Source organism: Planktothricoides sp. SR001, assembly GCF_001276715.1.
GTDB classification, from domain to species: domain Bacteria; phylum Cyanobacteriota; class Cyanobacteriia; order Cyanobacteriales; family Laspinemataceae; genus Planktothricoides; species Planktothricoides raciborskii.
This window is the reverse complement of sequence record NZ_LIUQ01000001.1, coordinates 161216-184746: the sequence shown is the minus strand read 5'-3', so window position 1 is coordinate 184746 and position 23531 is coordinate 161216. Positions and strand designations below refer to the sequence as shown.

Genomic DNA, 23531 nt, shown 5'->3' with positions numbered 1-23531 from the left:
CCCAACCCCCCGAGGATCCGGGGGCTTTGCACGAATTTTGCCAGAATTGCCTAATTAAGAGCGGCTTAAGGCTTCTCGGCGACTATCAAAGACTTTTAAAATCCCATCCGTCACCTGATTCGTCACCGTAGAATTAAACCCAGCAATAAATACTTTAGCCGCCGAAATCTTAGAGGGTAAGTCTCCAGCAGAATCTAGTTGTTTAAAAAACTCTTTAGCATGGTTTAATTGATGATTAATTTCATCAAAGCCCATTGTTTTGACAAAAAATGTGGCTAAAGGCGAATGCTTGATATCGTAGGCGGAACTTTTCGTCCGTCCTTTTTCCAATAAGTTCAAAACCGTGGTTTCTAACTCATCTTTCGGGTGATAAGCTTGATCGTTTAAATTCGGCAAAAAGTCTTCTAACTTTTTGGCGCTGGTGGTGCCCTTTTCCGGTAGTTCTCCCATCATGGTGGAGAGAGGAATATCTAAGCCAACCCGTAAAGATATCGCTTCTATAAAAGCAATCGTCACCACTTTGGTGCCCAGATACAGTCGAGCTACTTCAATATTTTTGCGGGAGCCATTGACTAAATTATTGTAGGTTTCCTCGTCCGGTTCTCCGGCAAATTGACGAAAGACTGATTCCGGTTTCAGGAAATTCATAAATCCTTCCATCTTTTGTAAGGAAACCCGATATTCCTGAACCGTATAAGTGCTGGAATTGATTAAATTATGATTAGTTTCTGGCAGCAGATTCCAGGTATTATCTAGAAAACTGGCGGCACTGGGGGTGGCAAACCCTTCCACGTCTCGGTTAGCCATCCGAACTGCTCTTTTCACCGTGCTTAAGATTTCTTCGTCCGTAAACTGGAGGTTAAACTGATTGTTAGTTTCTTGTATCCGTTTGTAGAGGCGATCGCTTGCGGTTAAGCCGTCTGCACTTGGCATCTGAAAAGGAATGGTTGCCTCGATACAAGCGCTAATTTGAACTAAGATTTTTTTAGAGACAAATTCTTGGAGCGCTTTTGCCGCTACCAGAGCACTTAAAAACTCATTTTGTCCCCCGAAGGGAGACAACTGTTGACCGGGAGTAAACCCAAATACTGACAGGACAATATCAAAAATATCATCTTTACCAATTTCTGAGCGATCGCGGATTTTTAAATGTTCCTTGCCGCCACCTTTCAAAGGTTTGACCTCTTTGATCAACCCACTAATATAGTAAGCCAGATTAAAATTTACACTTTGATCTACCTGGACATAGACGAGATCGTGAAATAGTGCGGCTAAAACTTCTATCGGATCTGTAGAACCACCGACTTCAAAAATATGATCGGGAGTATGGAAATAGCGCCAAGGACCAGTCATCGGTTGGACGATGAGTTCAGCGATCTGCTCAAGTTTCGTTTCAGAGACTTCAAATTGTAGATGATTAGTCGCCCAGACTAGCTTATCCAGGCATTTTTGATACTCCTGTTCAAAATTCATCACGACCTCTGCACCTTTAATTTAGCCGGATCATACTTTATCATACCAACAAGAGAGAAAATCCTATGGCGATCTGGAAAATCGCGATTCGCCCCACGGAGTCCCCATAACCCCATCAGAGCATAGGCCGGTTTTATAGCAAATCATCTTGCCCCTACTATATCTAAGGATGATTTAAGCCAAAATATTCCCAAGATTCAATATCAATCAGCGAAAATGTTTTAGATTCTTGGAAATTGGGCGAAAATTCAGCCAACAGCAGAAAGCAACTTTAATTATTAAGCTGTAATTTGCTCCGTCGGGGACACGGCAGAAAATGCGACGCTCAGGCAAAATCCAGGCAAAATCACCGATCCTTTTCAGGCAAGATATATGCAGTGTCCTCAGATCACATTACATTAAATAAAATTGACCATGCAATCCCCAACCCTGACCCCGAAATTTCCCACCCATCTGGGTTCACAAAGAAATTGGATTTGGCGTGGTTGGCAAATCCGCTACACCTATATCAGACCAGCGTCGGCAAATGCCACGGCGGGAAATTCCCTTCAGACCAATGGCGAAACCAGTCTGACCGCCAAGCCCCTCTTATTGTTACATGGATTTGGTTCCGCCTTGGGGCAATGGCGCTATAACCTGCAACCTTTGAGTCAACACCATTGTGTCTATGCCCTGGATTTTCTGGGTTTTGGCGCATCGCAAAAAGCACCGGCTCATTATAATGTCAGCCTTTGGAGTGAGTTAGTCTATGATTTCTGGCGTTGTATGATTGGAGTGCCTGCGGTGACAATCGGGCATTCCTTGGGGGCATCTGTGGCTTTAAATACTGTCGCCAATCATCCAGAAATGGCCTCGGATCTCGTATTGCTGACTCTCCCGGATACCCAGAGTAATCAACCCCCCGCGTTTGCGAGATATTTGGAAAAACTCTTTGCAAATCCCTTGCTATTATCCCCGTTATTTCGGTTGATCCGTCGTCCGGCAGTGCTGCGATCGGTGCTGAAAAAAATTTATCGCCGTCCCGAATTAGTGGATCGAGAATTAGTGGATTTGTTTGCCACTCCCCCCCAAGATCGCGGCGCTTTAGACGTATTTTGTCGCTTGGCGCGATCGCGCAATGACCCGGACTATGGCAGCAAATCACTCCAAGATTTACTCTCAAAAGTAGCCATCCCAATTTTGGCAATTTGGGGTCAACAAGATCAAATTGTTCCCCTCCAAGGGTTTCGGCGCTATCTCAGCTTAAATCCCCAGTTAAACTTAGTGGAAATTGCCCAAGCGGGTCATTGTGCTTATGATGAGTATCCCGAACAAATCAATCAAGAAATCTTAGATTGGATTAGACGTAGCAACACCGGATCCTGATTGATTATTCCCTTCATCCATGCAGACTTGATTTATTTATTTCCCCACGGGTTTTAACCCGTGGGCTTTTTCCGGGTCATTAATGGGGATCAAGAGGTAAGACGGTAGCAAGAATCCGGAATCGCCGGAAAAGCGATCGCACCAGTCAGTCTTGTTGGAAAATCCCCATAATTACATCAAACTTTTTAATACTTGTCGTCGCCTTCATCGCCAATGCTATAAGCAAACTGGTAGAATATCAAAAGATTGTTGGCTACCACTTAAATCCAACATCAAGGTGCGTTGCCAACCCGCTTTTGTGGAACCGCAGATCCCTGAGTCCCTTTTGACAAAAATAGCTCGCTGGCTTAACCTAATTTTTCGGTTTTGTCAATCTCCCAGGAATTACTGGCAGTAATTTACAATACTTTTAAACAAACTTTGTCAAAACTTCACAAAAATATCTTGTCAAAAGGAATATTCATCGCTTAAGATGAGAATAATTAAACGTATAGTAGAATATTAGCTTAAAAAATATCAGGGAATTTACTAGAAAACTGCCAATCTAAGGGCTACATCGATTAACCACTCCGTAAAAATACGGATTTTTATCGCTGTTAAAGATAGCAACTTCATTCTATGTTGCTGGCAATCAGAGGAATCTACTGAAAATCTGGCGATCTTTTTGGTAAATCTGCCTGATCTCTTGTATATGACAACGAATCAAGCAGGATTAGACTTTGATTAACCAAGATAGATCACCGAAAAGCTGCGACTATCATCGATTTCCCGTGGGTTGAATCATTCATTTGATCTCCCACAGATTCAAATTCAGGGTTTGAGTGCATTTTGATTGGAAGGATAGTCGCCAACCAATTCAATCTTTATTAATCAAGACAGTTGATTGTCTTGAGGATACCTCTGAGGTAAAAAACATGAAATCAGGAATTTTAGCTACTACCACTCTCTTGGTCATCCTTGGTGCTGTGGAGCAGGTGCAAGCTCAAGTTAACACCGATGAAGACTTTGAGTCTGATGTAACCGAATTTGCCGAGCCGTCTGCGGATGCTTTTATCCCCACAATGGTCGCAGGGAACAACGATGCATCGGTAAATTTAGCTGGGCAATTAGCTTGGCAAACCGGCTTTGACTTCCCATCAGCCGCGATCGCCTCTACAATCACAGCCACAGAGGATCTCGAACCCCTATCCCCTGTCACCGAAGCATCAAATCTGATGTTGACAGATTTTCGCACCAAACCAACCGAAAATAGTCTGGACCCAAAGAATTTTCTGAATCGGTCGAACCAATTCCGCCCCCATGTACCGCCTCGCACCGCTACCCCTACAGGCAAGCCGCCAACTGCTTCCGTGGGACAAGAAAATCGTTCCCGTACTGCTACCAGAAATTATTCCGATCGCAACCGTCAAGAATCAGTCGCCCATCCCCAAAGAAACCTAGACCCCAACTACGACTCCAACTACCCTTTGAGTACGTCCACCACAGCCCTAGAGGTAGCACTCTTATTCCCTGACTCCGTTCATACCCCAGCAATTCCCCCCCTTGCGTCCGCTACGGCTTACTTGCCAGAATTGCAACCAGAACGCCCAGTTTTTAATGGCTATAATTGGCCAGCCCAAGGAATTATGACATCAGGCTATGGTTGGCGATGGGGCAGAATGCATCATGGCATCGATATTGCCGGCCTCATTGGGACACCAATTGTGGCCGCTGCCGATGGGGTGGTGATTACCTCTGAATGGCATAGTGGCGGCTATGGCAATTTGGTGGAAATAGAACATCCCGATGGCAGTATAACCCTCTATGCTCATAATTCTGAGAATCGAGTTGAGGTTGGCCAGGTGGTGAAACAAGGCGAACTGATTGCATTTATGGGTTCTACCGGATACAGTACCGGGCCTCATTTACATTTCGAGTTACATCTGCCTGGACAAGGCACTGTCAACCCGATGGTTTATTTGCCTTCGAGTAATTCCGTTGCTCACCAGCATTGGTAATGATGCGATCGCCAATAAGCCCTTACAGCGGTTTTCTACTGAGTAAACCACATTAACCGCCGGGGAATGAATTCCCGCCTGTAGGGGTCAACGGCCGTTGACCCCTACAGGCGGTTAAAACCGACTGAAATTCTTTTAATATAAACTTCCTAGTCGGATTTATCCGACTTGCGCGACATTAGGCGGGGATTTCTATCCCCGCCGGCTGTGGTTTATTAATCTAAAAACCGCTGTAACCTTGACCGAACATTAAAGAAAATAAAGAAGCCGAGAGACAGATTATTCTGTCCCTCGGCTTCATAGATTCCATCAGAATACTAGGTAAATTAATTACTTCTTAATTTTTGGTAAATCTTCCATGCCGCTTCTTGCCCCACTTGAAAAAATTATTCCCGTTAGCGTTTTGCTGACTGTGGTCTTGTCCAGTTGTACTCACAGACCTTTGGCCGAATGTCGTCCACTGATGACGATGCTCAACCAAGGGAACGACCTGTTGACGAATGTTGCTCTCAATGATGGCAAGGCGATTTCCCAAAAAGCGAATAGTTTAAAGCTTCTTAGGCAAGAATTAGAAAAGTTGGCGGTGACAGACGAAAAACTGCAAGAGTTTCGCTCCCAATTTGTGCAGATTTATCAAATCTATGGCGATGCCTTTGCTCAGACCAGTGCGGCGATCGCCATAGTGAATAAATCGACCCTAGAAGTCACCTTGCCGCAAGTCAAACAAGCAAGACTCAAGGTGACTCAAGCTCGGTTGTCCATTAGTCAAGCCTCCCAAGAAGCTGAGTCACTCTCTAAGCAAATCAATCGCTATTGTAAGGTGCCATCACCGTAGGGAATGCGGGGGTGCGGAGATGCCGCGATCGCGGGGAGAACCCGCCATCGACTGGGGGCGGTTACTCTTTAGGAGAATCACCTAACGAGTAACCAATAACTAATAACCAATAACCAGTAACAGAAAAAATAGGCGATCGCGGCGGTTAATGATGAATTTCCAAGTTAAGAATATAGCGACCTAACTGGACTTTACCTGACCAGAGTTCATATTCTAAACGGAGATAGTCCGGGATGGGGCGTCCGGTCAGGGTCAGGCTGCGAGTATAGTTTCGCAAGCGCATCTGGTCTGTAGCCCCGTCGGTTTTATTTTGGATCCAGTAGCGGCTAATCCCGTACATTCCTCGTTCCCAAAGATGACGGTAACTATATTCTCCGTTGCCTTGCATGGTCATCGTCGCTCGATAAGGGGAAAATTCTAACCACAGGAGACGAGATTTCGGTGGAGCGGGGAGGGTGGCCACTTCGGTAGAATTTAGGCTATATATTTTATCATAAATTGCCGGTTCTGTCAAGAGCAGATGAAAGCGATCTTGATCTTTTTGATAGAGGGTGGCGGCAGTGTCTACCGCAGACCAAACGGGCAGGTCGGTAGAAATCAGCGATAGGGAGACAGGTTTGCGACGATGAGTGAGCATAAAATTCATGGTTTGGTTTTTAGGTGACAGAGATGAGGGAAGCTTTAATATCAAGTTGTTAACAGGATTTGGGGATTAATTTATTCAGAGTTGGACATAATTAGTTTTGATTTCAGTTTTGATTTTCCCAGGGTGATTTGTGGAAATCACCATAATTTATAAACAATTAATTAGTCAGGCGATCCGGGGAGTTGCAGTGGTACGATGTCTAGGGCTCTTATTGATCAGTTTAGCCCAATCCCGCTTTTTATCGTTATGACGGACATCACAGCCAATCAAAAAGATTTGAGTATTCGACCGAGTGCCGATCGCTGCTTGCACGGAAATATCAGAGTGCCGGGAGATAAATCGATCTCTCATCGCGCTTTGATGTTAGGAGCGATCGCCACTGGAGAAACCACCATTGAAGGACTTCTCCTGGGAGAAGATCCCCGCAGTACCGCCCAATGTTTTCGCCGCCTCGGCGCGGAAATTTCTGAACTGAATACCCAACTGGTGCGGGTACGCGGGGTAGGCTTAGGGAATTTGCAAGAACCCACGGATATTTTAGACTGTGGCAACTCTGGCACAACTATGCGTTTAATGTTGGGGATTCTTGCCAGCCATCCTGATAAGTTTTTTACCATGACGGGGGATCATTCGTTGCGATCGCGCCCTATGTCTCGTGTGGTCAAGCCGTTGCAACAAATGGGGGCGCAAATTTGGGGACGGCAGGGTAATGCTTTGGCGCCTCTGGCAATCCAAGGTCAGCGACTCCAAGGGATTCATTATCATTCGCCCATTGCCTCAGCCCAAGTTAAATCCTGCATCCTGTTAGCTGGGTTAATGGCCGAAGGTCAAACTACGGTGACAGAACCAGCCCTGTCTCGGGATCACAGTGAACGAATGCTCAAAGCGTTTGGCGCGGAGATTCAGGTGGATCCGGAAACCCATAGTGTCACGGTGACAGGTCAAGCACAGTTACAGGGTCAGCCGGTGGTCGTTCCTGGGGATATCAGTTCGGCAGCATTTTGGCTGGTGGGGGCGGCGATCGCGCCTGGGTCAGAATTAATCGTGGAAAATGTGGGCGTAAATCCCACGCGCACCGGCATCCTGGAAGCCTTGGCGATGATGGATGCAGACATTGAATTGATTAATCAGCGAGTGGTGGCTGGTGAGCCGGTGGCGGACTTACGAGTGCGCCACAGTCAGCTTAAAGCTTGTACGATCGCGGGTGATATTATTCCCCGTTTAATTGATGAAATTCCGATTTTGGCCGTAGCCGCTATTTTTGCGCGGGGGACAACGGTGATTCGCGATGCTGCGGAGTTACGGGTGAAAGAAAGCGATCGCCTGCAAGTGATGGCCACCCAGTTAAACCGCCTGGGTGCCCGCGTCACCGAATTGCCCGATGGCTTAGAAATTACCGGCGGCACCCCGTTAACTGGCACCGAGGTGGATAGTCACGACGATCATCGGGTGGCCATGAGTTTGGCGATCGCGGCTTTATGCGCCAAAGACACCACCACCATTCATCGGGCCGAAGCCGCTGCCATTTCTTACCCGGAATTTACCAGCACCTTACAAGAGGCGATCGGCGGATAACCAACAAGGGCGATCGCCGTTTTCTTTCAATTCAACAAGGGCGGATCTAATCATCCGCCCTTTACTGATTTGGGGGCAGAAATTAAGTCAAGTTCGGCAAAGACTACTCGTCTTTTGCTCCGAGATACTGGCTTTTAATCCCATTAATTTCTTGCCACAACTCCTGACGAGTAGAAGCCCGCAGCATATAACGGTAAATAAACCAGATCGAGTAGCCCATCCCAACTAACTCAAAAATTGGCGACAACAGGGGAATCTCGTTCACTGCATCCACCACCGCAAAGGTCACTTTAATGGTGACTAAAACGGCGATCAAAAGGGTCACAGTGACAATGGGTTTCTGGTATTGGTTGAAAAAACCACCCACATAATCCGGCAGTTCAGATAAGATATCGACCACCGTATTCTTGATATTGTCCCATTGTTGCCCCGATTCTTCTTTAGAGGCAACGGTACTGAGTGAACCGGAGTCGTCCGTATTCACATCCATATCCATCGTTTCCACATCGGCCATTTCTGATGTTGGCTTCATTTCAGGATCCATAATCACACCTCACCAATGATGATTTGTACAATCCTCCAGGGGTCTCTTCCCCTGCCTTTGAACCATAGCACTAAGCAGAGAAGCTGTCAGACAGGATTGTTCTGACTTAGTTTCTCAAAAATTGGCGAATTCTGAAGATTTTTAACAGATAATTTGGTTTTTTGGGGAAAAAGCGATCGCCTCCTCAAGGGGAATTTTTGCCGAGCCCTGAAACCTTACTGGGCAGGGGATTTAGTAATGTTACTACTCTAATACTTGTGCCCCGTTTGGATAGGGCAGCGCGACTCAAGAGACGGTCTAGGTGCGAACACAATCCATTAATGCGTCCGGTGTCTGCTAAGTCACGAGGGTAACGAGAGAATAAATAACGGAGTATCCTGGAATTTTAGACCTTAGTGTGTCGATCGCCCGATTAACTACCGGAGAAAAAAATTATGACCGAAGAGATCACTTACCTGGAATTGTCCGAAGAACAAGGGGTTTCGCACAAGTTTTATGAAATAACAATCAAAGAAACCCAAGTCATTATTCGCTACGGACGGATCGGCGATCAGGGACGCATCCAAACTAGCGATTATCCCACCCCAGAAAAAGCCAAAGCCGCTGCCGATAAGAAAATCAAAGAAAAACTAAGCAAAGGCTACGAACGTGCGGTGAAGGGAGTTCGCCAGAAACGCTCCGTCACGCGGCGCGAAACCACCAGCAGCCAGTCTACCGCCCGTTCTGCCCCCGTATTATGGAAGTTCGATTCAGGGGCAGTAGCCTTCGGCATTTTTATTAGTGAATTTGCCTGTTGGGTAGGAAACCAAGAAGGACGAGTCTTTGCCCTCGATTTCCAAGGGCAGGTGATCAATCAGTTTCAACTACCGGACGGGGTGAAATGTCTCGTCGCTGATGATGTCTGGTTTTACGCTGGATGCGATGATGGGAACGTTTACGATTTGTCGGGCAAAATTCCCCGTTTGGCTTATGAAATTGAGGAAAATGTCGATATTTTCTGGCTGGATATTTACGATGGGTTGTTAGCGGTTTCCGACGCACAAGGACAAGTGGCATTGTTCCATCCTGAAGATGAGTTTCACTGGACGCGATTATCCCAAGGAAAATATGGTTGGATGGTGCGCTGCGATCGCAATGGTGTTTATCACGGACATAGCCAAGGTGTCACTTGCTATGACTTAGAAGCCGGACGAGTGCAATGGCATCAAAATACCGAAGGTAGCGTATTATTTGGCTGGCAAGAAGCCGAAAGCGTCTATGGGGGAACGGCAAGACATTTTGTTTACGAATTTAGCAAACAAGGAGAGAATCGCGCCCAATGTAAATGCGATGCAGCAGTATATTCTTGTGCGACAGATTTCCAGGGCAACTATATTTTTGCCGGAGACAACTGTTCGTCTATCTATTGTTTTGATCGCTCCGGAAAACGACTGTGGAAACTGGCGACGGGATGCGGTTCTGCCCTATCAATGCAATGGCGAAATCAGCGACTCTACCTGGTGACAACTAGCGGCTATCTCGCCTGTATTGATGTTAGTGAAACCGCCATTCAATCGGCACGAGAAGGAAACTTACCCCAAACCGCGAAACTGCAAGCGCCAAAACAGCCGGGAACGACGGTTTCCAATGCTCTTGAAACTATTGCTCTTGAACATATCTCCGAGGCAACCGAAGGAGTTGTGGTTCGCTGTATTCGTGAGGGCGAAAAATTGCGAGTTCGCGCCATTTCTTCCGGTTACAATCCTGACTGGAACGTTCAGTTTCCTCGTAATATCCGCGAAGAAGGAGCGCGGTATCTTGTGGCCGAACTTCGCGAATCGGATAGAGGTCAATTTTATCGTGCCTATGGTGAAATTAAAAAATTAGTAGATTAACCGATGGGGTTCGTAGTAAACGACGATCGCTCTTCTGCGGCTTTGATGGTGCGGTTTGGGCTGCTTATGTACTGGTTGGTAATTGGTTATAATTGCCTCAACTGTTTCAACTGTGTACCGAGCAAGGCAGAATTAAAGATGGGAACGTCTGCGAGAAATGATTGATGAACCAACAATATAAAGCCTTGCGCGAAAAACTCACACAGCTAACCGAACGAAAGCCCGGATTAGGGGCAAGAATGGCTCAAGCTGCCATTGAACTCAAAGATGCTGGAGTCCCTCCGGCAGAACTGCTATTAGAACAGTTAAGCGCCTATCGCCAAGAGTTTGCGGCTTTGCGAGATCAAGCCAGGGAATTGGCTAAATCTTTGCCGAAACCACCGATGCCACCGCAAATCACCTCCCTGAAAGATATTGAGAATATCTTAGAAGCGTTGGAGGCTTCAGGGGCGCCATCGGTGGGCGAGCGGGAAACGGCGTTAAAAATTCTTGACCAAGTATTAGCGATCGCTCATAGTGACGATCCTAAGTTTCCCCCCTTGGAAGACGCCAAAGCCAAAGCCAGAGAACTGCGGCGGCTAATTGCCCAAGCGCCCGCTGATGCTTTACCGCAACCCGTACAGACTTTGAACTCAGGAGATCATCCGTTTGCTGGGTTGCTAACCTTAATTAACCCACCGTCAGGTTTAAGCGACGATCGCTGGGGAATTTTAGTGGAAATCGTGACTCGTGCATTCAGCAAATCCCTGACAGTGGCAGCGGCACGAGGAAAATTAACTATAGACATGACCATTCCCTCGGTGTCAACGGTGGCGAATCAGTCAACCACTGCCACTCCTGCACCCCCGGCGCCATCAAAGCAAAACTTTCCCGAAGTGCTGATTCTTTCCGAAGCGGGAACCGTGGGCAATGCGCCTCAGCCGGAAGAGTCCGTGTTAAAACCACCCATAACACAGATCAATTCCCCGGATGTGATTATTTTGCCCAGTTATGAAGAACCGCCAAAGCAACCGGGGACAAGCCAACCGGCAAAAGTGGCAGAACCTTTGGTCTTTGGGTCGATGCCTTTATCCGAGCAAAAGAACCCTAGCCCACCCACTGTCGGCGAGTCTCAAGGATTAAAAGTCCTGGTTTACATAGAACGGTTGGGCGATCGCCTATTTGGTCACGATGAATTTGCCGGAACCCGGGGCAAAGCACTGCGGATCGAAGGGTTTGCCATTAATATTGAACCGCCCATTCCTGGTTTAAGTTTGGAATACATGGGGCACCTGGAAGGGATTGGGGATACTCCTTGGACGCCCCAAGGTCAATTTTTAGGGACTCGTGGCAGCGGAAAACGCATGGAAGGTTTTGCCATCCGACTAACTGGAGAAAAAGCCCATCAATATAATGTCTATTATGTCGCCCATATTCAGAATATTGGTGATTCTTCAGTCTGTTTCAACGGTGATTACTGTGGGACAAGGGGGCAAGGATTAAGAATTGAAGGCATGAAAGTTTGGCTTCAGAAAAAACCCTAGAAAAAACCCTAATTTTTTCGGTAATATCTGAGGTAATTCAAGGGTTTTTGCTGTTGCTAATTCACCACTTCAGACCGAAAATACAAGGATAGATTACCCTCTGTGTTATCTGTCTGAAGTGGGGTGAAAATTACCGGGTAAAATTTTCACCCATCACTCCTCCCTTGCCCAATCAAAATCCCAGACAAGGGATTTAAGAAATATCTCATCATTGCTATTCTAAAGAAATTATCTGCTAGATAAAACTAACCACCCCATTTAATCGGAATGGAACCAGGGAGGCCAGCTTTGACTGATAATAACAATGTAATCTCTCCCCTTCCGACAACCATTTCGCGGAGAGAAATACGGGATTTAGTGCGATCGCAGCTAAAGGCGCTTTTAGATGTCAATGACCTCAAAGGTGCTAAAGCGATTTTGGTGCCAGTACAGCCCGCTGATGTGGCGGAAGCGATCGAAGGATTACCAGAAGCAATGCAGGCGATCGCCTTTCGCTTGCTATCCAAAAATGAAGCCACGGAAGTCTATGAACATCTTGACTCAACCGTGCAGCAAAATCTGCTCGAAGATTTCCGGCGCCAGGAAGTCCTCGACATTGTAGAAAATATGTCCCCGGATGACCGCGCTCGTCTATTTGATGAGTTACCCGCCAAAGTCGTTCGGCGTCTGCGAGCCCAACTGTCCCCAGCGGAATGGCAAGTCACTGCCCTGCTATTAGGTTATGAAGCGGGGAGAGCAGGGCGGATCATGACTCCAGAGTATCTGTCCATCAAAGAACAGCTTACCGTTGGTCAAGCCCTAGAGCGCATCCGCAAATTCGCACCCGTGGCCGAGGTTGTTTATTATTTATATGTCACCGATAACGCCCGTCGGTTAACCGGCATCGTGTCCCTCAGAGATTTGGTTATCTCTGACCCCGCAGAATATATCAGCGAAATCATGGCTCGTGATATGGTCTTTGTTCACACGGACACCGATCAAGAGGAAGTAGCCCGGATGATTCAGCGTTATGACTTTTTGGCAGTGCCGGTGGTGGATAGCGAGCAACGTCTGGTGGGAGTAATCACCGTGGACGACGTGATCGATATCCTGGAACAGGAAACCACAGAAGATATTTATGCGTTAGGTGGGGTGCAATCCGACGGAGATAATTATTTTCAAACCAATTTACTCACCGTAGCCCGTCGTCGCGTAGTCTGGTTATTTGTATTGCTCCTCACCAATACAGTCACCGGGAGCATTATTAACTCCCAAAGAGAACTCCTGCAAGAGGTGGTGGTGCTGGCAGCGTTTATTCCTTTGCTGACCGGAACCGGGGGCAATGTAGGCGCTCAATCTTCTACGGTGGTGATTCGGGGTTTAAATACCGATACCATTAGAATGATGGGGCCGCTTCAGGTGATTGGGCGAGAAGCTTTAGCCGGTGCTTTGTTGGGCTTAATTTTAGGCAGCATAACAACGGTTTGGGCTTATTTCTTGCAAAATAATTTGCCTGTGGCGATCGCCGTAGGAACTAGCTTAATTGCCATTTCGGTGTTAGCTTCCGTGTCTGGTTCGGCCTTGCCATTTTTGTTTCGGTCAGTAGGTTTAGATCCTGCCTTGATGTCGGCTCCTTTTATCACCACGGCGGTTGATGTATTAGGCGTTTTAATTTACTTTAATTTGGCACGACTCATTTTAGGATTATAAAATCTCACTGTTTCTGCAAAATATGTGAGAATTTGGAGATACTCAATGTTAAATAATCGTAATTGGCTGGAAAGTGCAGAATATGTCTCTTTAATTGGTTCAGTAATCGGCTCAATTGTGGCCATTTTTTCTGGGAATGCAATTTATGCCACGGTTCCTTTATGTTTTTCGCTAATTTTTAATACGATTAATCGCTCTCGCTTTGAGGTGGGAGTCCGACGCAATAGCATCAGTATTAATCGAATCCAGCGACAAGTCAAAGAAGAACTCTCGTTGTCCCTAGAGCAGCGATCGCCTTCTCCAGGAGCGAACGCCATGCCCTCTTCTTTGGGTCAAAAGTTGCTCGATCAAGCTCGTAGACAAAAAGCAACCGCGACTGGAGAAAATTCTACTCCGAGCGTTCAAAATGATCCGCAGATTCAGAAACAAATCGAAGAATTAAAAGAGCAATATGCTAATTTGCTCGAATCAATTAATCGTGTGATTAATTATTTAAATTCTAATGGTTTAGTAGGGCGAGTGGAGCGATTAGAGCAGGCGATCGCCGAACGGATGATTAAATCACCCAGTCCCATGACTTCTGATAGTTCACGAGCAGCCCCAGCAACCCCCTCGGCAGCCCCAGCAACCCCCTCGGCAGCCCCAGCAACCCAGACCGCCAAAACTGGAGAACACAAGCCTCCTGACTCTAATATTCCGCCGCCCGATCAACCTCAAAAAAGTAACGAGACAGCCTCGAAGACCAGACAACAGAATAATTCTCCCGTGTTGCCCAAATTTCTTAGCCCCGAAACAACCCCCATGCCGCAAACTTGGAAATATATTCAGTCCTTGTCCGGTCATTTAGACTGGGTAAAGTCGATCGCCATTAGTCCCGCTTCCACGCAATTAGTCAGCGGCAGTCTTGACAGCAAAATTAAGCTGTGGAATTTAGTTACCGGGCAAATAGAAGCAACTCTGGATTATCACGATCGCGGCGTTTTTGCGGTGGCGATCAGTCCTGACGGTACAACCCTGGCGAGTACCAGTTGGGATAAAACTATTAAACTTTGGGAGTTACCCAGCGGCGATTTGATCGATACCCTAACTGGTCATTCTGGATCGGTGCGATCGGCTGTATTTACCCATGATAGCCATACCCTAATCAGTTGTAGTTTTGACGAAACGATTAAACTTTGGGATGTCCGCAAAGGTCAATTAATCAAAACCCTGACGGATTATTCCGCAGCGGTGTATTCTCTGGCACTTCACCCCAATGGCAAAACCCTAGCCACCGGCAGCAGTGACGGCAATATTATCCTCTGGAATTTGGCCACAAATTCAGAAATTGCGATTCTGTCCAGCAGCTTGGATGTGGTGGAGTCCCTCATTATTACCCCCAATGGTCGAACCCTGATTTCCGGCAATGGCGATGGCAGCATTCAACTGTGGCAGCTTAATGAAGCGGAGTTATTGAGCGATCACCCTTCCGTGGCCGTAGCCTCCCTGCAAAATACCCTAACAGTTCATACTGGGGAAGTCACCGCATTGGCGATCGCCCCTGACGGCGAAAGCTTTGCCAGTGCCAGTGCTGATGGCACCGTCAAAATTTGGCACCTAGACACCTTGCAGTTACTCTCCTCTTTGCCTGCGGATTCCGGGGCGGTCATGTCCTTAGCCATCAGCCCCGATGGTAAATTTTTGGCCACTGGTATGGCAGAAGGCTCGATTAAAATTTGGCAACGCGCCTAAAAAATAGACCAGAAAGCTTTCTTGTCTAACAGACAATTCTGGCAAAATTCGTGCAAAGCCGATGGCGGTCGATCCGCCATCGGTTGGGGGGATCGATACGTTATGAAAGCTTTCTTGTCTAATAGGTGGTTTGTAGATTTACACAAGCCTACTTAGAGGAAAATATGGATCTACCATACGCAACAGAAATCCGTATTTTACTCCTTATCAATAATATAAAAAAAATCTAGAATAGAGAGATAATAGAATTCAGTTAAACAACCGGATTTTTTTAGCTAAAAACCCGGTGTGTTCCCATCTCCGTATAGAAAATATAGCACTTGTCAGAGTTATTAAGTCAGGACTTATGCATAAACCCTAAATCTGTAGGGTTGATTCGCTTTATCAACCCTAGATTGATTGATATTAAATAATGCCTAAGTCCTGTAAGTACAAAAAAACCTGTCCCGAACCGCGCCCGCTAGAATCTATAAAACCTCTGTAATCCTGATAATAACCGCTATACGCTATACATTATTAGGGGTTACGAAAATATTTTTTTATCGCTGGTTTACCTGATAAAAAATATGAATGAGTCTCTGAATTTGTCAGAATTATAGCTGCCAGAGACCGATTGATGTGAACTGAATATATTTTTACAAAAAATTAACTAATTTTCAGAGTAATTGATGATTTACAGTATTTTAACACCCAAGAATCTCCCTTTTACCTCCCAAAAAACTTAAGATAAAAAAAATTGAAAAAATAAACTATTTATTTTGTGTAATTAATCCTGACGTAAGTTTACAAACAATCAATCAAGCTTGGCACAATATTTTGGGCTGTAAGGAAAAAGAATTAGCCGGGCAACCTTGGAGTTACTTAATCCATAAAGATGAGCGATCGGCAATTTTAGCCAAGTTGCAAGAAAATCAAATCAACTCCAAAATCACCTGAGAAACTCGCTATGGTCATAATAATGGATATTATCGGTGGTTATCTTGGCATCTATTCCCCGAATAAAACGAGTTAATTTATGCTTTTGCCAGAGACATTACCGAGGAAAAAAAATCCGTAGTTTCACAGAACATTGGGTAACAAAAATTGAGAGCATCGCGCCTGGAAAAATAAATTTGCCCAATTTTTGTGGTGGCGATCGATAAATGGGGGCAATTGGTATATAGTAATACCCCAAACTCAATTGGAGGTTTATTTATTGAGGCAGTTCATCCATGGGATCGCCTAACCACCCAAGAAAAATTAGAGAAATTGCTCAATTCCACGGAACAGAATGCCTTTGCTGGCAAGCCCATTTCCTTTGTCAATCGCTATCTGACTGGTGATGGATCGTACAAATTGCTATCCTGGAAAGCGACTTTTTTAACCAAAAATTAATTAATAGACTTAGGGTGGGCAAATTGCCCACCCTACTAAGATGATTAAGTTAATCCCAAAAACTGTAAATTGTACAAACTGGCATAAAGTCCATCGAGACTCATCAATTCTTCATGGGTGCCTGACTCCACCAATTCACCCCGCTTGAGTACCAAAATCCGATCCACATTCTTAATCGTGGAAAGTCGGTGAGCAATAATAATCGCCGTGCGATTTTTTAACAGCTTATCCAGGGCTTCTTGAATTAACGCTTCCGTCTTTACATCTAAATTCGCGGTAGCTTCATCTAACACCAGAATTTTCGGATTGCGAATAGCTGAACGCGCAAAGGCTAAAAGCTGCTTTTGACCGCCAGAAAGATTTGTGCCTCGTTCCCGAAGTTCTGTATCATAACTCTGGGGCAAATTTTCAATAAAACTAGCCACATTAGTATCTTCCGCCGCTTGACGAACCGCCTCGATCGCATACTCTTCTCCCAGGGTAATATTACTTTTCACATCCCCGGCAAAGATAAAGCCATCTTGAAGAATCACCCCCACGTGCTGACGTAATTCAGCTTGTTTTAAATCTCTAATATCAATGCCATCAACCAGGATGCGACCTTGGCTAATTTCATAGAGACGACATAATAGTCGGATAATTGAACTTTTCCCGGAACCAGTCGGCCCGACTAAAGCAATTTTTTCCCCCGGTTTGATGGTAAAGCTGATATTTTTGATCGCATATTCATCGGGCTTATACCCAAACCAAACATTCTCAAAGCAAATTTCTCCCAGGTGTGCTTGATCCGCTGAATTTTTATCTTGATTTTTGGCTAATAGATGTTGACCGGCGGATATTTCTGGGTCGCCAATTTCAATGGGTTCATTGAAAATATCCGTGACTCGTTCAATGGAGGTCAGTCCCGCTTGAATGGCGGTGAATTTATCCGCAAACTGCCGTAATGGTTCAAATAGACGCTGACTAAATAGGATGAATTCTGAGAGTTGACCAAAAGCCAAAGTTTTATCCATGACTAACAGACTGCCGAGCCATAAAACCCCGGCGATCGCGACTAAGGCAATCCATTCCAAAGTTGCCGATACTGCGGCATCATAAAAGATGGTTTTATCCATCTCATCTATATACTCTTGATTATTCTTTCTAAACAAATCAGCATTAAAAAATTCTCGGCGAAATATCTGCACAACCCCAATGCCAATAATATTTTCTTGCAGTTTCGCATTCAGATTAGACAGTTCTTCTCTGGCGATATAGTTCGCTTTACGGTATTGCTGTTGAAAATAAATCACCAAAGCCGTAACCGGCAACAACATCATCAACAACATCAGGGCTAATTGCCATTGTCGGGCAAACATGATAATAATAATCACGGCCATCGAAAATAAATCGGTGACAATGCCGATCGCCCCGTTAGAAAAAACCTCTCCTAAAGCTTCCACATCACTGGTTAAACGAGTAATCAGTTTGCCCACCGGAGTTCGATCGAAAAATCTGGTCGCCAAAGAGGTCACATGAACAAATAAATCATTTCTAATATCCGCCGTAATTCTTTGGCCTACTTCTTGGACTAAATATAATTGCACAAATTGCAAAGATAACCGCAAAAAAATCGTCGCCCCTAGTAACAAGGCTAATAAATTTAACCCCTGGCTTAAGCTCAAATTTTTCAGAAAGCTAAAGGTATTGGGTTCATTTTGAATCAATGAAATCGCCTGACCGATGATCACAGGCTGAATGGCACCGGCTATGGACAATGGAATTAATAAGAACATCGAAATCAGCAGAATTCGCCCACTGCGTTGAGCATAAGGCAACAAACGCAAGAATAAACGCCAGTCCGTTTCTCGTTGGCGCTGATGTGTTTGACTGGATTTTGGCGGTGAATAAATCGTCATTTCTTAGATTAAGGGTAATTTTTTGCCCAATAAGTTAGGTTATCTTAGTAGCTTAACAAAACTTAATGGATTATACACTAACGGGAAAAGCCCGGTGGAATTTAAGAAATGCTGCCGATCAATTCTGGGGATAACTTCTATCAGCGATCGGGTAACAGCAGCTTGCTAACTGCTGACCCCAGACCGCTGACAATAGGATAAAATTATACTGCTGCTAAGGTCATCTCCCGTAATTTGGTAACTAAATCATTCATCCCTCCAGTATTAATCCGATAACTCAGAGGATGGGCAATCAATCTGGCGCTACTTTGAAACAATACCTCGATTTCAATTAATCCATTTTCTTGTAACGTCCGCCCCGTAGACACCAAATCCACGATCGCCTCTGACATTCCAGTAATCGGGCCGAGTTCCACTGAACCATACAAAGGGATAATCTCCACGGGCAAATCGAGACGGTGAAAATATTCCCGCGCACAGTGAACAAACTTAGAAGCCACCCGACTATTCGCTGGCAGTTCTAAAGACCGGCGATAAGGGCTGGATTCTTTCACGGCGACGGATAGACGACAAGTGCCAAATCCCAAATCGATCAAATGCGCCACTTTGGGGCTTTTCTCTCGCAGCACATCATAGCCGACAATTCCTAATTGGGCTTGGCCATATTCTACATAGACGGGTACATCATGGGTACGAACTAGCAAAGCTTTCGCGGTTCCGGTGGGATCGGTAATCATTAGTTGCCGGTTGCCGGAGTCGAGAAAAGCACTAAAATCTAAACCCACTGATTTGAGCATCCGAATGCTATCGCGTAACAGAGAACCTTTAGGAAGTGCAACGGTAAGCATAAATTAATTGATGGTTGGTGGTTGTTGGTTGTTGCCCCCCTTTGAGGGGGGTTGGGGGGTTATTGGTTGTTGGTTATTGGTTGGTGGTTGTTTGACGTAAATAGCGAATCACGAATAACGATCAACAAATAACGATCAACAAATAACATATAACCATGTAGGAGATTGAATCTATGCGAATTCTTTTGGTTGATGATGAAGTGGAATTAATTGACCCCCTGAGTCGCGTTCTGACACGGGAAGGATATCAGGTGGATGTGGCTTATGATGGGGCGACGGGCACGCAGTTGGCGTCAACGGGGGGCTATGATTTGTTGATTCTGGATTGGATGTTGCCCCATCGGTCTGGGTTGGAAATTTGCCAGCAACTGCGACGCAATGGAGATTTGACGCCGGTATTATTTCTGACCGCTAAAGATACTTTGGACGACCGGGTGCAAGGACTGGATGCGGGGGCTGATGATTATTTGGTCAAACCGTTTGAGTTACGGGAATTGTTAGCGAGGGTACGGGCACGAGTCAGGCGATCGCCCAGTCAAGAGTCTAGCATTGTTTCCCCTCCGAATGAAAGTCACCCTCGCCGGTTGCGGGTGGAAGATTTAGAACTAGATTGTGACAATCAGATTGCTTATCGGGGAAAACGGGCGATCGCGCTTTCAGAAAAAGAAAGCCAACTACTAGAATATTTAATGACCAACCCCAATCAATTACTCACCCACGAAGCTATCCATCAACATTTGTGGGGCAGCACCACCAAACCTAGCAGTAATGTATTAGCTGCCCAAATTCGATTACTCCGTCGCAAAATTGAAACCAATGATGAAGCTTCATTAATTCATACGGTTTATGGCAAGGGATATCGCTTTGGTTTATCCACGGCGACCAACGCTTAATCAAGAAAAATTTACAATTTTTAAGGGAGGGAGAATTTTGTCCCTTGTTTTCCTTTTCTGGGGAAATTCCCCCAATGAGCAATCGCATACTGAAATTATGTATTCTGCATTACCAGCCATGACCAATTTTGCATTACCAGGTATGCAGTGGGCTTAAGGAAATTTAAGGATCCCTCTTTCCCGGCTAAACCCCTAAACAGCGGATCTCACTCATTACTAACTGTTTTTATTTGCTTTTAAGCCGCCAAATCAGGGCAATGTACTTATCAAAAATAAATATTTTCTTAATTTAAACTAGGTATAAAATAGGATATTATCTATTTATACTAAAAAAAACTAACCTCTTGAGTGGAGTCCCGAATCGAGTGCCTTATGATTACTAAATCAATGCCTAAATAGGCTATTAAATATCATCCTTAATATGATCCATTAATGATCCAAATTGTTACCTAATGTGTTTTGTTGTGTACTGATTTGAATCAGGGGCATGATCCGGTTATAAAAGTGACACAACCACTACTCCATCACGCAACGGAAGTTTATAAGCTGATTCTAGTAAATCATTCAAAAAAAAATTATGAAAGCTCCTGATAAACTCAATCGCCAAGCTCAGAAAAACCAATGCTCTTCTTTAATGAGAATGCCGCTGCCACCAACGGCATCCCACCGGAGAAGTCCGAGCATGAATCAAGCAGTGCAAGAATCTGGTGAAAAATTACCCAAAGAATTTACGGTGCAGATGTTACGCCAAGAAGCGGCGCATCACGCCAAACGGGGAAATTACCCGCAAGCGATTTCTCTGCTGACACAAGTGATTAACTCTAGTTTGAGTGGGCGAACTCCGATGGACTATAACAATCGTGGGTTGATGTATTTCCACTGTGGTCAGCTTGAAGAGGCGATCGCTGACTACAACCGCGCTTTAGAACTGAATCCTAATTTAGCCGCTGCTTACAATAATCGGGCTAACTGCTATGTCAACCAAGGGGAGTTGGTTTATGCCCTTGTGGACTACGATCGCGCCCTTGACCTCAACCCATTTCATCTTCGGGCTTTGATTAATCAAGGAGTGACATTCCGTCATTTGGGAATGTATCGGGAAGCCCTGGATAATTTTGACATTGCCTTAGCCCAAGGCAAGCTAGAAGCCTATATTTATGCTCAACGGGGTCGGACCCATCACCTAGCCGGGGATTGGAATTGGGCGATCGCCGACTACCTGCGATCGCTCCGATACCTCAACCAAGAAAAAAATGCCCTTGGGTCGCTAAATTCGGGGATTGGCAAATTCGTCAACACCTGGCTTAAAGCAATTATTGCCCCGCTGACTGCTTAAGGCGCTAAAGCGGTTGCCCTGGGATCGCTAGGCAGACTATTCACGGGTTTTTTGGGAATCTGCCGTTTGGGTGCTTCTCTGGTTGATGGATGATTATCTTGCCAAACAATCTGCAACTGCTGTGGATCTTGCAGTTCAGTTTGTTCCTGCATAATCTTTTGCGTCTGCTGTGGGTCGAAGTTGTGACTAAACTCGGAGCGTAAGCGCTGCACACGCGCTTCAGTGCGTTGGACTTCTTGGGTAATCTCTTGCAGCTTTTGTTGTTGTTCTTTGCAAGAAGGAATCAACTGCGCCAAGGTAGAAATTGCCACCACAGATATTGCCAGATTAACCACTAATTTCACACTGGTTTCAACGGCGATCGCTCGATTGGGATTAGCGCTGAGTTTCCGCTTGGGGGTAGGTTGGCGTCGGACTGAGGCGTTGTGACGACTACGATCCCTGGTTGCTGATTTTAAATGAGTTCGGGAGACTTGTATGGAGTTCATGAGCTTTAAATTAGGCGTTGAGATTGAATTTACTAACTATTTACTAATTATTTACTAATTATCACTTTCGCCACAATTTACTTTACTCCGTAGCATTTCCGCATTCGGCTTAAATTTATGATGAAATGGGGACATCCATCCAGGACGCCCCCACTTCCACATCGCGGATCAACCCTGCATGGGTAGGAAAGTAGAAGCCTTTTCAGGGTTACTTGCCGATGGCTTGATCCAATGTCAGAGATTACTTATACAATTCCAAAGCCAAGCGATAGGCCAAAATTCCAGGAATCAAGGCTAGTACGAGAGCTACATAAACTTGGGTATCCGATAGCATACGAGAAAACTCCTTTGACGGCTAGTTATTTTTAAACTAATTTGCGCTATCTCGTGAACTTTTGGAAGAATTTGTTACAAGACTCAACAAAAATTAAATTCGTGATTGGTTGTTGGTTATTTGTTGTTGGTTATTTGTTGTTGGTTATTTGTTGCTAGTTATTTGTTGTTGGTTATTTGTTGTTAGAATTGCGAATAACCAACAACAATTAACAATTAACAATTAACAATTAACAATTATTTACATCGCCAGGTATCCAAAGATGACGATCTTCTGATATTGATCCATAATAGAAGATTGACTCACGGCTCATTGATACCCTGTCAGGTCTGAAGGATAGTTAATGGTAGAGCAGTTTATTGACCTCTCGCCCAATTTTGGGATTGATACATTTTTCCTCCTGCTAATTTTAGTGGGACTGGAAGCGGTGTTGTCTGCGGACAATGCGATCGCTCTGGCATCAATTGCCCAAGGCTTGACCGATCCGAAGTTACAACGTCAAGCCCTTAACTTTGGGTTGATTGCCGCGTTTGCCTTGCGGATGTTGCTGATTTTAACCGCCACCTGGGTGATTCAATTTTGGCAATTTGAACTTATTGGCGCATTGTATTTGTTGTGGTTGGTGTGGCAATACTTTGCATCTGAACAAGAAAAAGATGAAGATGGCACCACTCACCATAAGCATAGCTTTACCGCTTTGTGGCAGGTGATTCCCCTGATTGCCATGACCGATTTGGCTTTCTCCCTCGATAGTGTGACGACGGCGATCGCGGTAGCTGACCAAACTTGGTTAATTCTCGCTGGGGGTGCCATTGGCATCATTGCCTTGCGGTTTTTGGCCGGATTATTTATTCGTTGGCTCGATGAATTTACTCACCTAGAGGATGCTGGTTATATCAGCGTTGGGTTGGTAGGCTTACGGCTGTTGTTGAGAGTAGTCAACCATGACTGGGCACCGCCCCAGTGGTTGATGGTTTCGGCGATCGCTTTAATCTTTATCTGGGGATTCTCGGAACGCACAAAAGATCACAGCCCAAAAATTCAAGAAAAACCAGACGCCAATCCGTAATTCATGCATCTGGCTGATAATTTTTCGGGGCGTCCACCA

Annotated in this window: 19 protein-coding genes; 12 read left to right on the top strand and 7 right to left on the bottom strand. The window is 45.3% G+C overall.

The window, feature by feature from the left end:
* Window positions 1-54: 54 nt before the first annotated feature.
* On the bottom strand, window positions 55-1473 hold the full coding sequence (locus tag AM228_RS00680) for a hypothetical protein (protein WP_054464159.1): 1419 nt from the start codon (window positions 1471-1473) through the stop codon (window positions 55-57).
* 414 nt (window positions 1474-1887) lie between these two features.
* Here AM228_RS00680 and AM228_RS00675 point away from each other — a divergent pair, with 414 nt between their 5' ends.
* The 3 genes from AM228_RS00675 to AM228_RS00665 all read left to right on the top strand — a co-directional run bounded on the left by AM228_RS00675 (window position 1888) and on the right by AM228_RS00665 (window position 5670).
* On the top strand, window positions 1888-2838 hold the full coding sequence (locus AM228_RS00675) for an alpha/beta fold hydrolase (RefSeq protein ID WP_054464157.1): 951 nt from the start codon (window positions 1888-1890) through the stop codon (window positions 2836-2838).
* 914 nt (window positions 2839-3752) lie between these two features.
* Complete coding sequence (locus AM228_RS00670) at window positions 3753-4835, top strand: M23 family metallopeptidase (protein ID WP_054464155.1); 1083 nt, start codon at window positions 3753-3755, stop codon at window positions 4833-4835.
* Between the two features lie 358 nt (window positions 4836-5193).
* Complete coding sequence (locus AM228_RS00665) at window positions 5194-5670, top strand: hypothetical protein (protein WP_054464153.1); 477 nt, start codon at window positions 5194-5196, stop codon at window positions 5668-5670.
* A gap of 145 nt (window positions 5671-5815) precedes the next feature.
* Here AM228_RS00665 and AM228_RS00660 read toward each other — a convergent pair whose 3' ends face one another.
* Window positions 5816-6307, bottom strand: a complete 492-nt coding sequence (locus AM228_RS00660) for a hypothetical protein (protein WP_054464152.1) — start codon at window positions 6305-6307, stop codon at window positions 5816-5818.
* A 255-nt stretch (window positions 6308-6562) separates the two neighbouring features.
* On the opposite strand from AM228_RS00660, the gene aroA reads away from it, so the two are divergent.
* Window positions 6563-7891 carry a 3-phosphoshikimate 1-carboxyvinyltransferase gene (aroA, locus tag AM228_RS00655; protein ID WP_054464150.1) on the top strand — a complete coding sequence of 443 codons (1329 nt, stop codon included), beginning with the start codon at window positions 6563-6565 and terminating at the stop codon, window positions 7889-7891.
* Window positions 7892-7994: 103 nt separating this feature from the next.
* Here aroA and AM228_RS00650 read toward each other — a convergent pair whose 3' ends face one another.
* Window positions 7995-8435 (bottom strand): CAAD domain-containing protein, encoded by a 441-nt coding sequence (locus AM228_RS00650; RefSeq protein WP_197285182.1) that lies wholly within the window; start codon window positions 8433-8435, stop codon window positions 7995-7997.
* Between the two features lie 434 nt (window positions 8436-8869).
* Here AM228_RS00650 and AM228_RS00645 point away from each other — a divergent pair, with 434 nt between their 5' ends.
* From AM228_RS00645 to AM228_RS34760, 5 genes are all read left to right on the top strand, one after another.
* Window positions 8870-10309, top strand: coding sequence for a WGR domain-containing protein (locus AM228_RS00645; protein WP_054464148.1), 1440 nt, complete (start codon window positions 8870-8872; stop codon window positions 10307-10309).
* 164 nt (window positions 10310-10473) lie between these two features.
* The gene (locus tag AM228_RS00640; RefSeq protein ID WP_054464146.1) at window positions 10474-11832 is read left to right on the top strand and encodes a hypothetical protein; all 1359 of its coding nucleotides are present in this window, start codon (window positions 10474-10476) and stop codon (window positions 11830-11832) included.
* A gap of 288 nt (window positions 11833-12120) precedes the next feature.
* Window positions 12121-13521, top strand: coding sequence for a magnesium transporter (mgtE, locus tag AM228_RS00635; RefSeq protein WP_054464274.1), 1401 nt, complete (start codon window positions 12121-12123; stop codon window positions 13519-13521).
* 45 nt (window positions 13522-13566) lie between these two features.
* Window positions 13567-15252, top strand: a complete 1686-nt coding sequence (locus AM228_RS00630) for a WD40 repeat domain-containing protein (RefSeq protein ID WP_054464143.1) — start codon at window positions 13567-13569, stop codon at window positions 15250-15252.
* 696 nt (window positions 15253-15948) lie between these two features.
* Window positions 15949-16188: a PAS domain-containing protein gene (locus AM228_RS34760; RefSeq protein WP_156331436.1), complete on the top strand. Its 240-nt coding sequence runs from the start codon at window positions 15949-15951 to the stop codon at window positions 16186-16188.
* 482 nt (window positions 16189-16670) lie between these two features.
* Here AM228_RS34760 and AM228_RS00620 read toward each other — a convergent pair whose 3' ends face one another.
* Complete coding sequence (locus AM228_RS00620) at window positions 16671-18524, bottom strand: ABC transporter ATP-binding protein (protein WP_054464141.1); 1854 nt, start codon at window positions 18522-18524, stop codon at window positions 16671-16673.
* A gap of 203 nt (window positions 18525-18727) precedes the next feature.
* The gene (gene hisG, locus AM228_RS00615; RefSeq protein ID WP_054464140.1) at window positions 18728-19372 is read right to left on the bottom strand and encodes an ATP phosphoribosyltransferase; all 645 of its coding nucleotides are present in this window, start codon (window positions 19370-19372) and stop codon (window positions 18728-18730) included.
* A gap of 173 nt (window positions 19373-19545) precedes the next feature.
* Between hisG and rppA the strand changes: the two genes are divergently transcribed.
* Window positions 19546-20265, top strand: coding sequence for a two-component system response regulator RppA (gene rppA / locus AM228_RS00610; protein WP_054464139.1), 720 nt, complete (start codon window positions 19546-19548; stop codon window positions 20263-20265).
* A 577-nt stretch (window positions 20266-20842) separates the two neighbouring features.
* A complete protein-coding gene (locus tag AM228_RS00605) occupies window positions 20843-21601 on the top strand; it encodes a tetratricopeptide repeat protein (RefSeq protein ID WP_231636514.1) in 759 nt (252 codons plus the stop codon).
* On the opposite strand, the gene AM228_RS00600 is transcribed toward AM228_RS00605, so the two are convergent.
* Window positions 21598-22089, bottom strand: coding sequence for a hypothetical protein (locus tag AM228_RS00600; protein WP_054464137.1), 492 nt, complete (start codon window positions 22087-22089; stop codon window positions 21598-21600). The genes AM228_RS00605 and AM228_RS00600 overlap by 4 nt on opposite strands.
* A gap of 241 nt (window positions 22090-22330) precedes the next feature.
* Window positions 22331-22423, bottom strand: coding sequence for a photosystem I reaction center subunit XII (psaM, locus tag AM228_RS28970; protein ID WP_072160594.1), 93 nt, complete (start codon window positions 22421-22423; stop codon window positions 22331-22333).
* A gap of 343 nt (window positions 22424-22766) precedes the next feature.
* Here psaM and AM228_RS00595 point away from each other — a divergent pair, with 343 nt between their 5' ends.
* Window positions 22767-23492 (top strand): TerC family protein, encoded by a 726-nt coding sequence (locus AM228_RS00595; RefSeq protein ID WP_054464136.1) that lies wholly within the window; start codon window positions 22767-22769, stop codon window positions 23490-23492.
* The last annotated feature ends 39 nt before the right edge of the window (window positions 23493-23531 follow it).

Excerpts from the sequence above, each read along its gene's own strand:
- AM228_RS00620 (WP_054464141.1), bottom strand. The coding sequence starts at position 18,524 with ATGACGATTTATTCACCGCCAAAATCCAGTCAAACACATCAGCGCCAA.
- AM228_RS00675 (WP_054464157.1), top strand. The coding sequence starts at position 1,888 with ATGCAATCCCCAACCCTGACCCCGAAATTTCCCACCCATCTGGGTTCA.
- AM228_RS00665 (WP_054464153.1), top strand. The coding sequence starts at position 5,194 with ATGCCGCTTCTTGCCCCACTTGAAAAAATTATTCCCGTTAGCGTTTTG.
- aroA (WP_054464150.1), top strand. The coding sequence starts at position 6,563 with ATGACGGACATCACAGCCAATCAAAAAGATTTGAGTATTCGACCGAGT.
- AM228_RS00645 (WP_054464148.1), top strand. The coding sequence starts at position 8,870 with ATGACCGAAGAGATCACTTACCTGGAATTGTCCGAAGAACAAGGGGTT.
- AM228_RS00670 (WP_054464155.1), top strand. The coding sequence starts at position 3,753 with ATGAAATCAGGAATTTTAGCTACTACCACTCTCTTGGTCATCCTTGGT.
- AM228_RS00630 (WP_054464143.1), top strand. The coding sequence starts at position 13,567 with ATGTTAAATAATCGTAATTGGCTGGAAAGTGCAGAATATGTCTCTTTA.
- AM228_RS00605 (WP_231636514.1), top strand. The coding sequence starts at position 20,843 with ATGAAAGCTCCTGATAAACTCAATCGCCAAGCTCAGAAAAACCAATGC.
- AM228_RS00600 (WP_054464137.1), bottom strand. The coding sequence starts at position 22,089 with ATGAACTCCATACAAGTCTCCCGAACTCATTTAAAATCAGCAACCAGG.
- AM228_RS00660 (WP_054464152.1), bottom strand. The coding sequence starts at position 6,307 with ATGCTCACTCATCGTCGCAAACCTGTCTCCCTATCGCTGATTTCTACC.
- AM228_RS00650 (WP_197285182.1), bottom strand. The coding sequence starts at position 8,435 with ATGGATCCTGAAATGAAGCCAACATCAGAAATGGCCGATGTGGAAACG.
- AM228_RS00680 (WP_054464159.1), bottom strand. The coding sequence starts at position 1,473 with ATGAATTTTGAACAGGAGTATCAAAAATGCCTGGATAAGCTAGTCTGG.
- AM228_RS00595 (WP_054464136.1), top strand. The coding sequence starts at position 22,767 with ATGGTAGAGCAGTTTATTGACCTCTCGCCCAATTTTGGGATTGATACA.
- rppA (WP_054464139.1), top strand. The coding sequence starts at position 19,546 with ATGCGAATTCTTTTGGTTGATGATGAAGTGGAATTAATTGACCCCCTG.
- hisG (WP_054464140.1), bottom strand. The coding sequence starts at position 19,372 with ATGCTTACCGTTGCACTTCCTAAAGGTTCTCTGTTACGCGATAGCATT.
- psaM (WP_072160594.1), bottom strand. The coding sequence starts at position 22,423 with ATGCTATCGGATACCCAAGTTTATGTAGCTCTCGTACTAGCCTTGATT.
- AM228_RS00640 (WP_054464146.1), top strand. The coding sequence starts at position 10,474 with ATGAACCAACAATATAAAGCCTTGCGCGAAAAACTCACACAGCTAACC.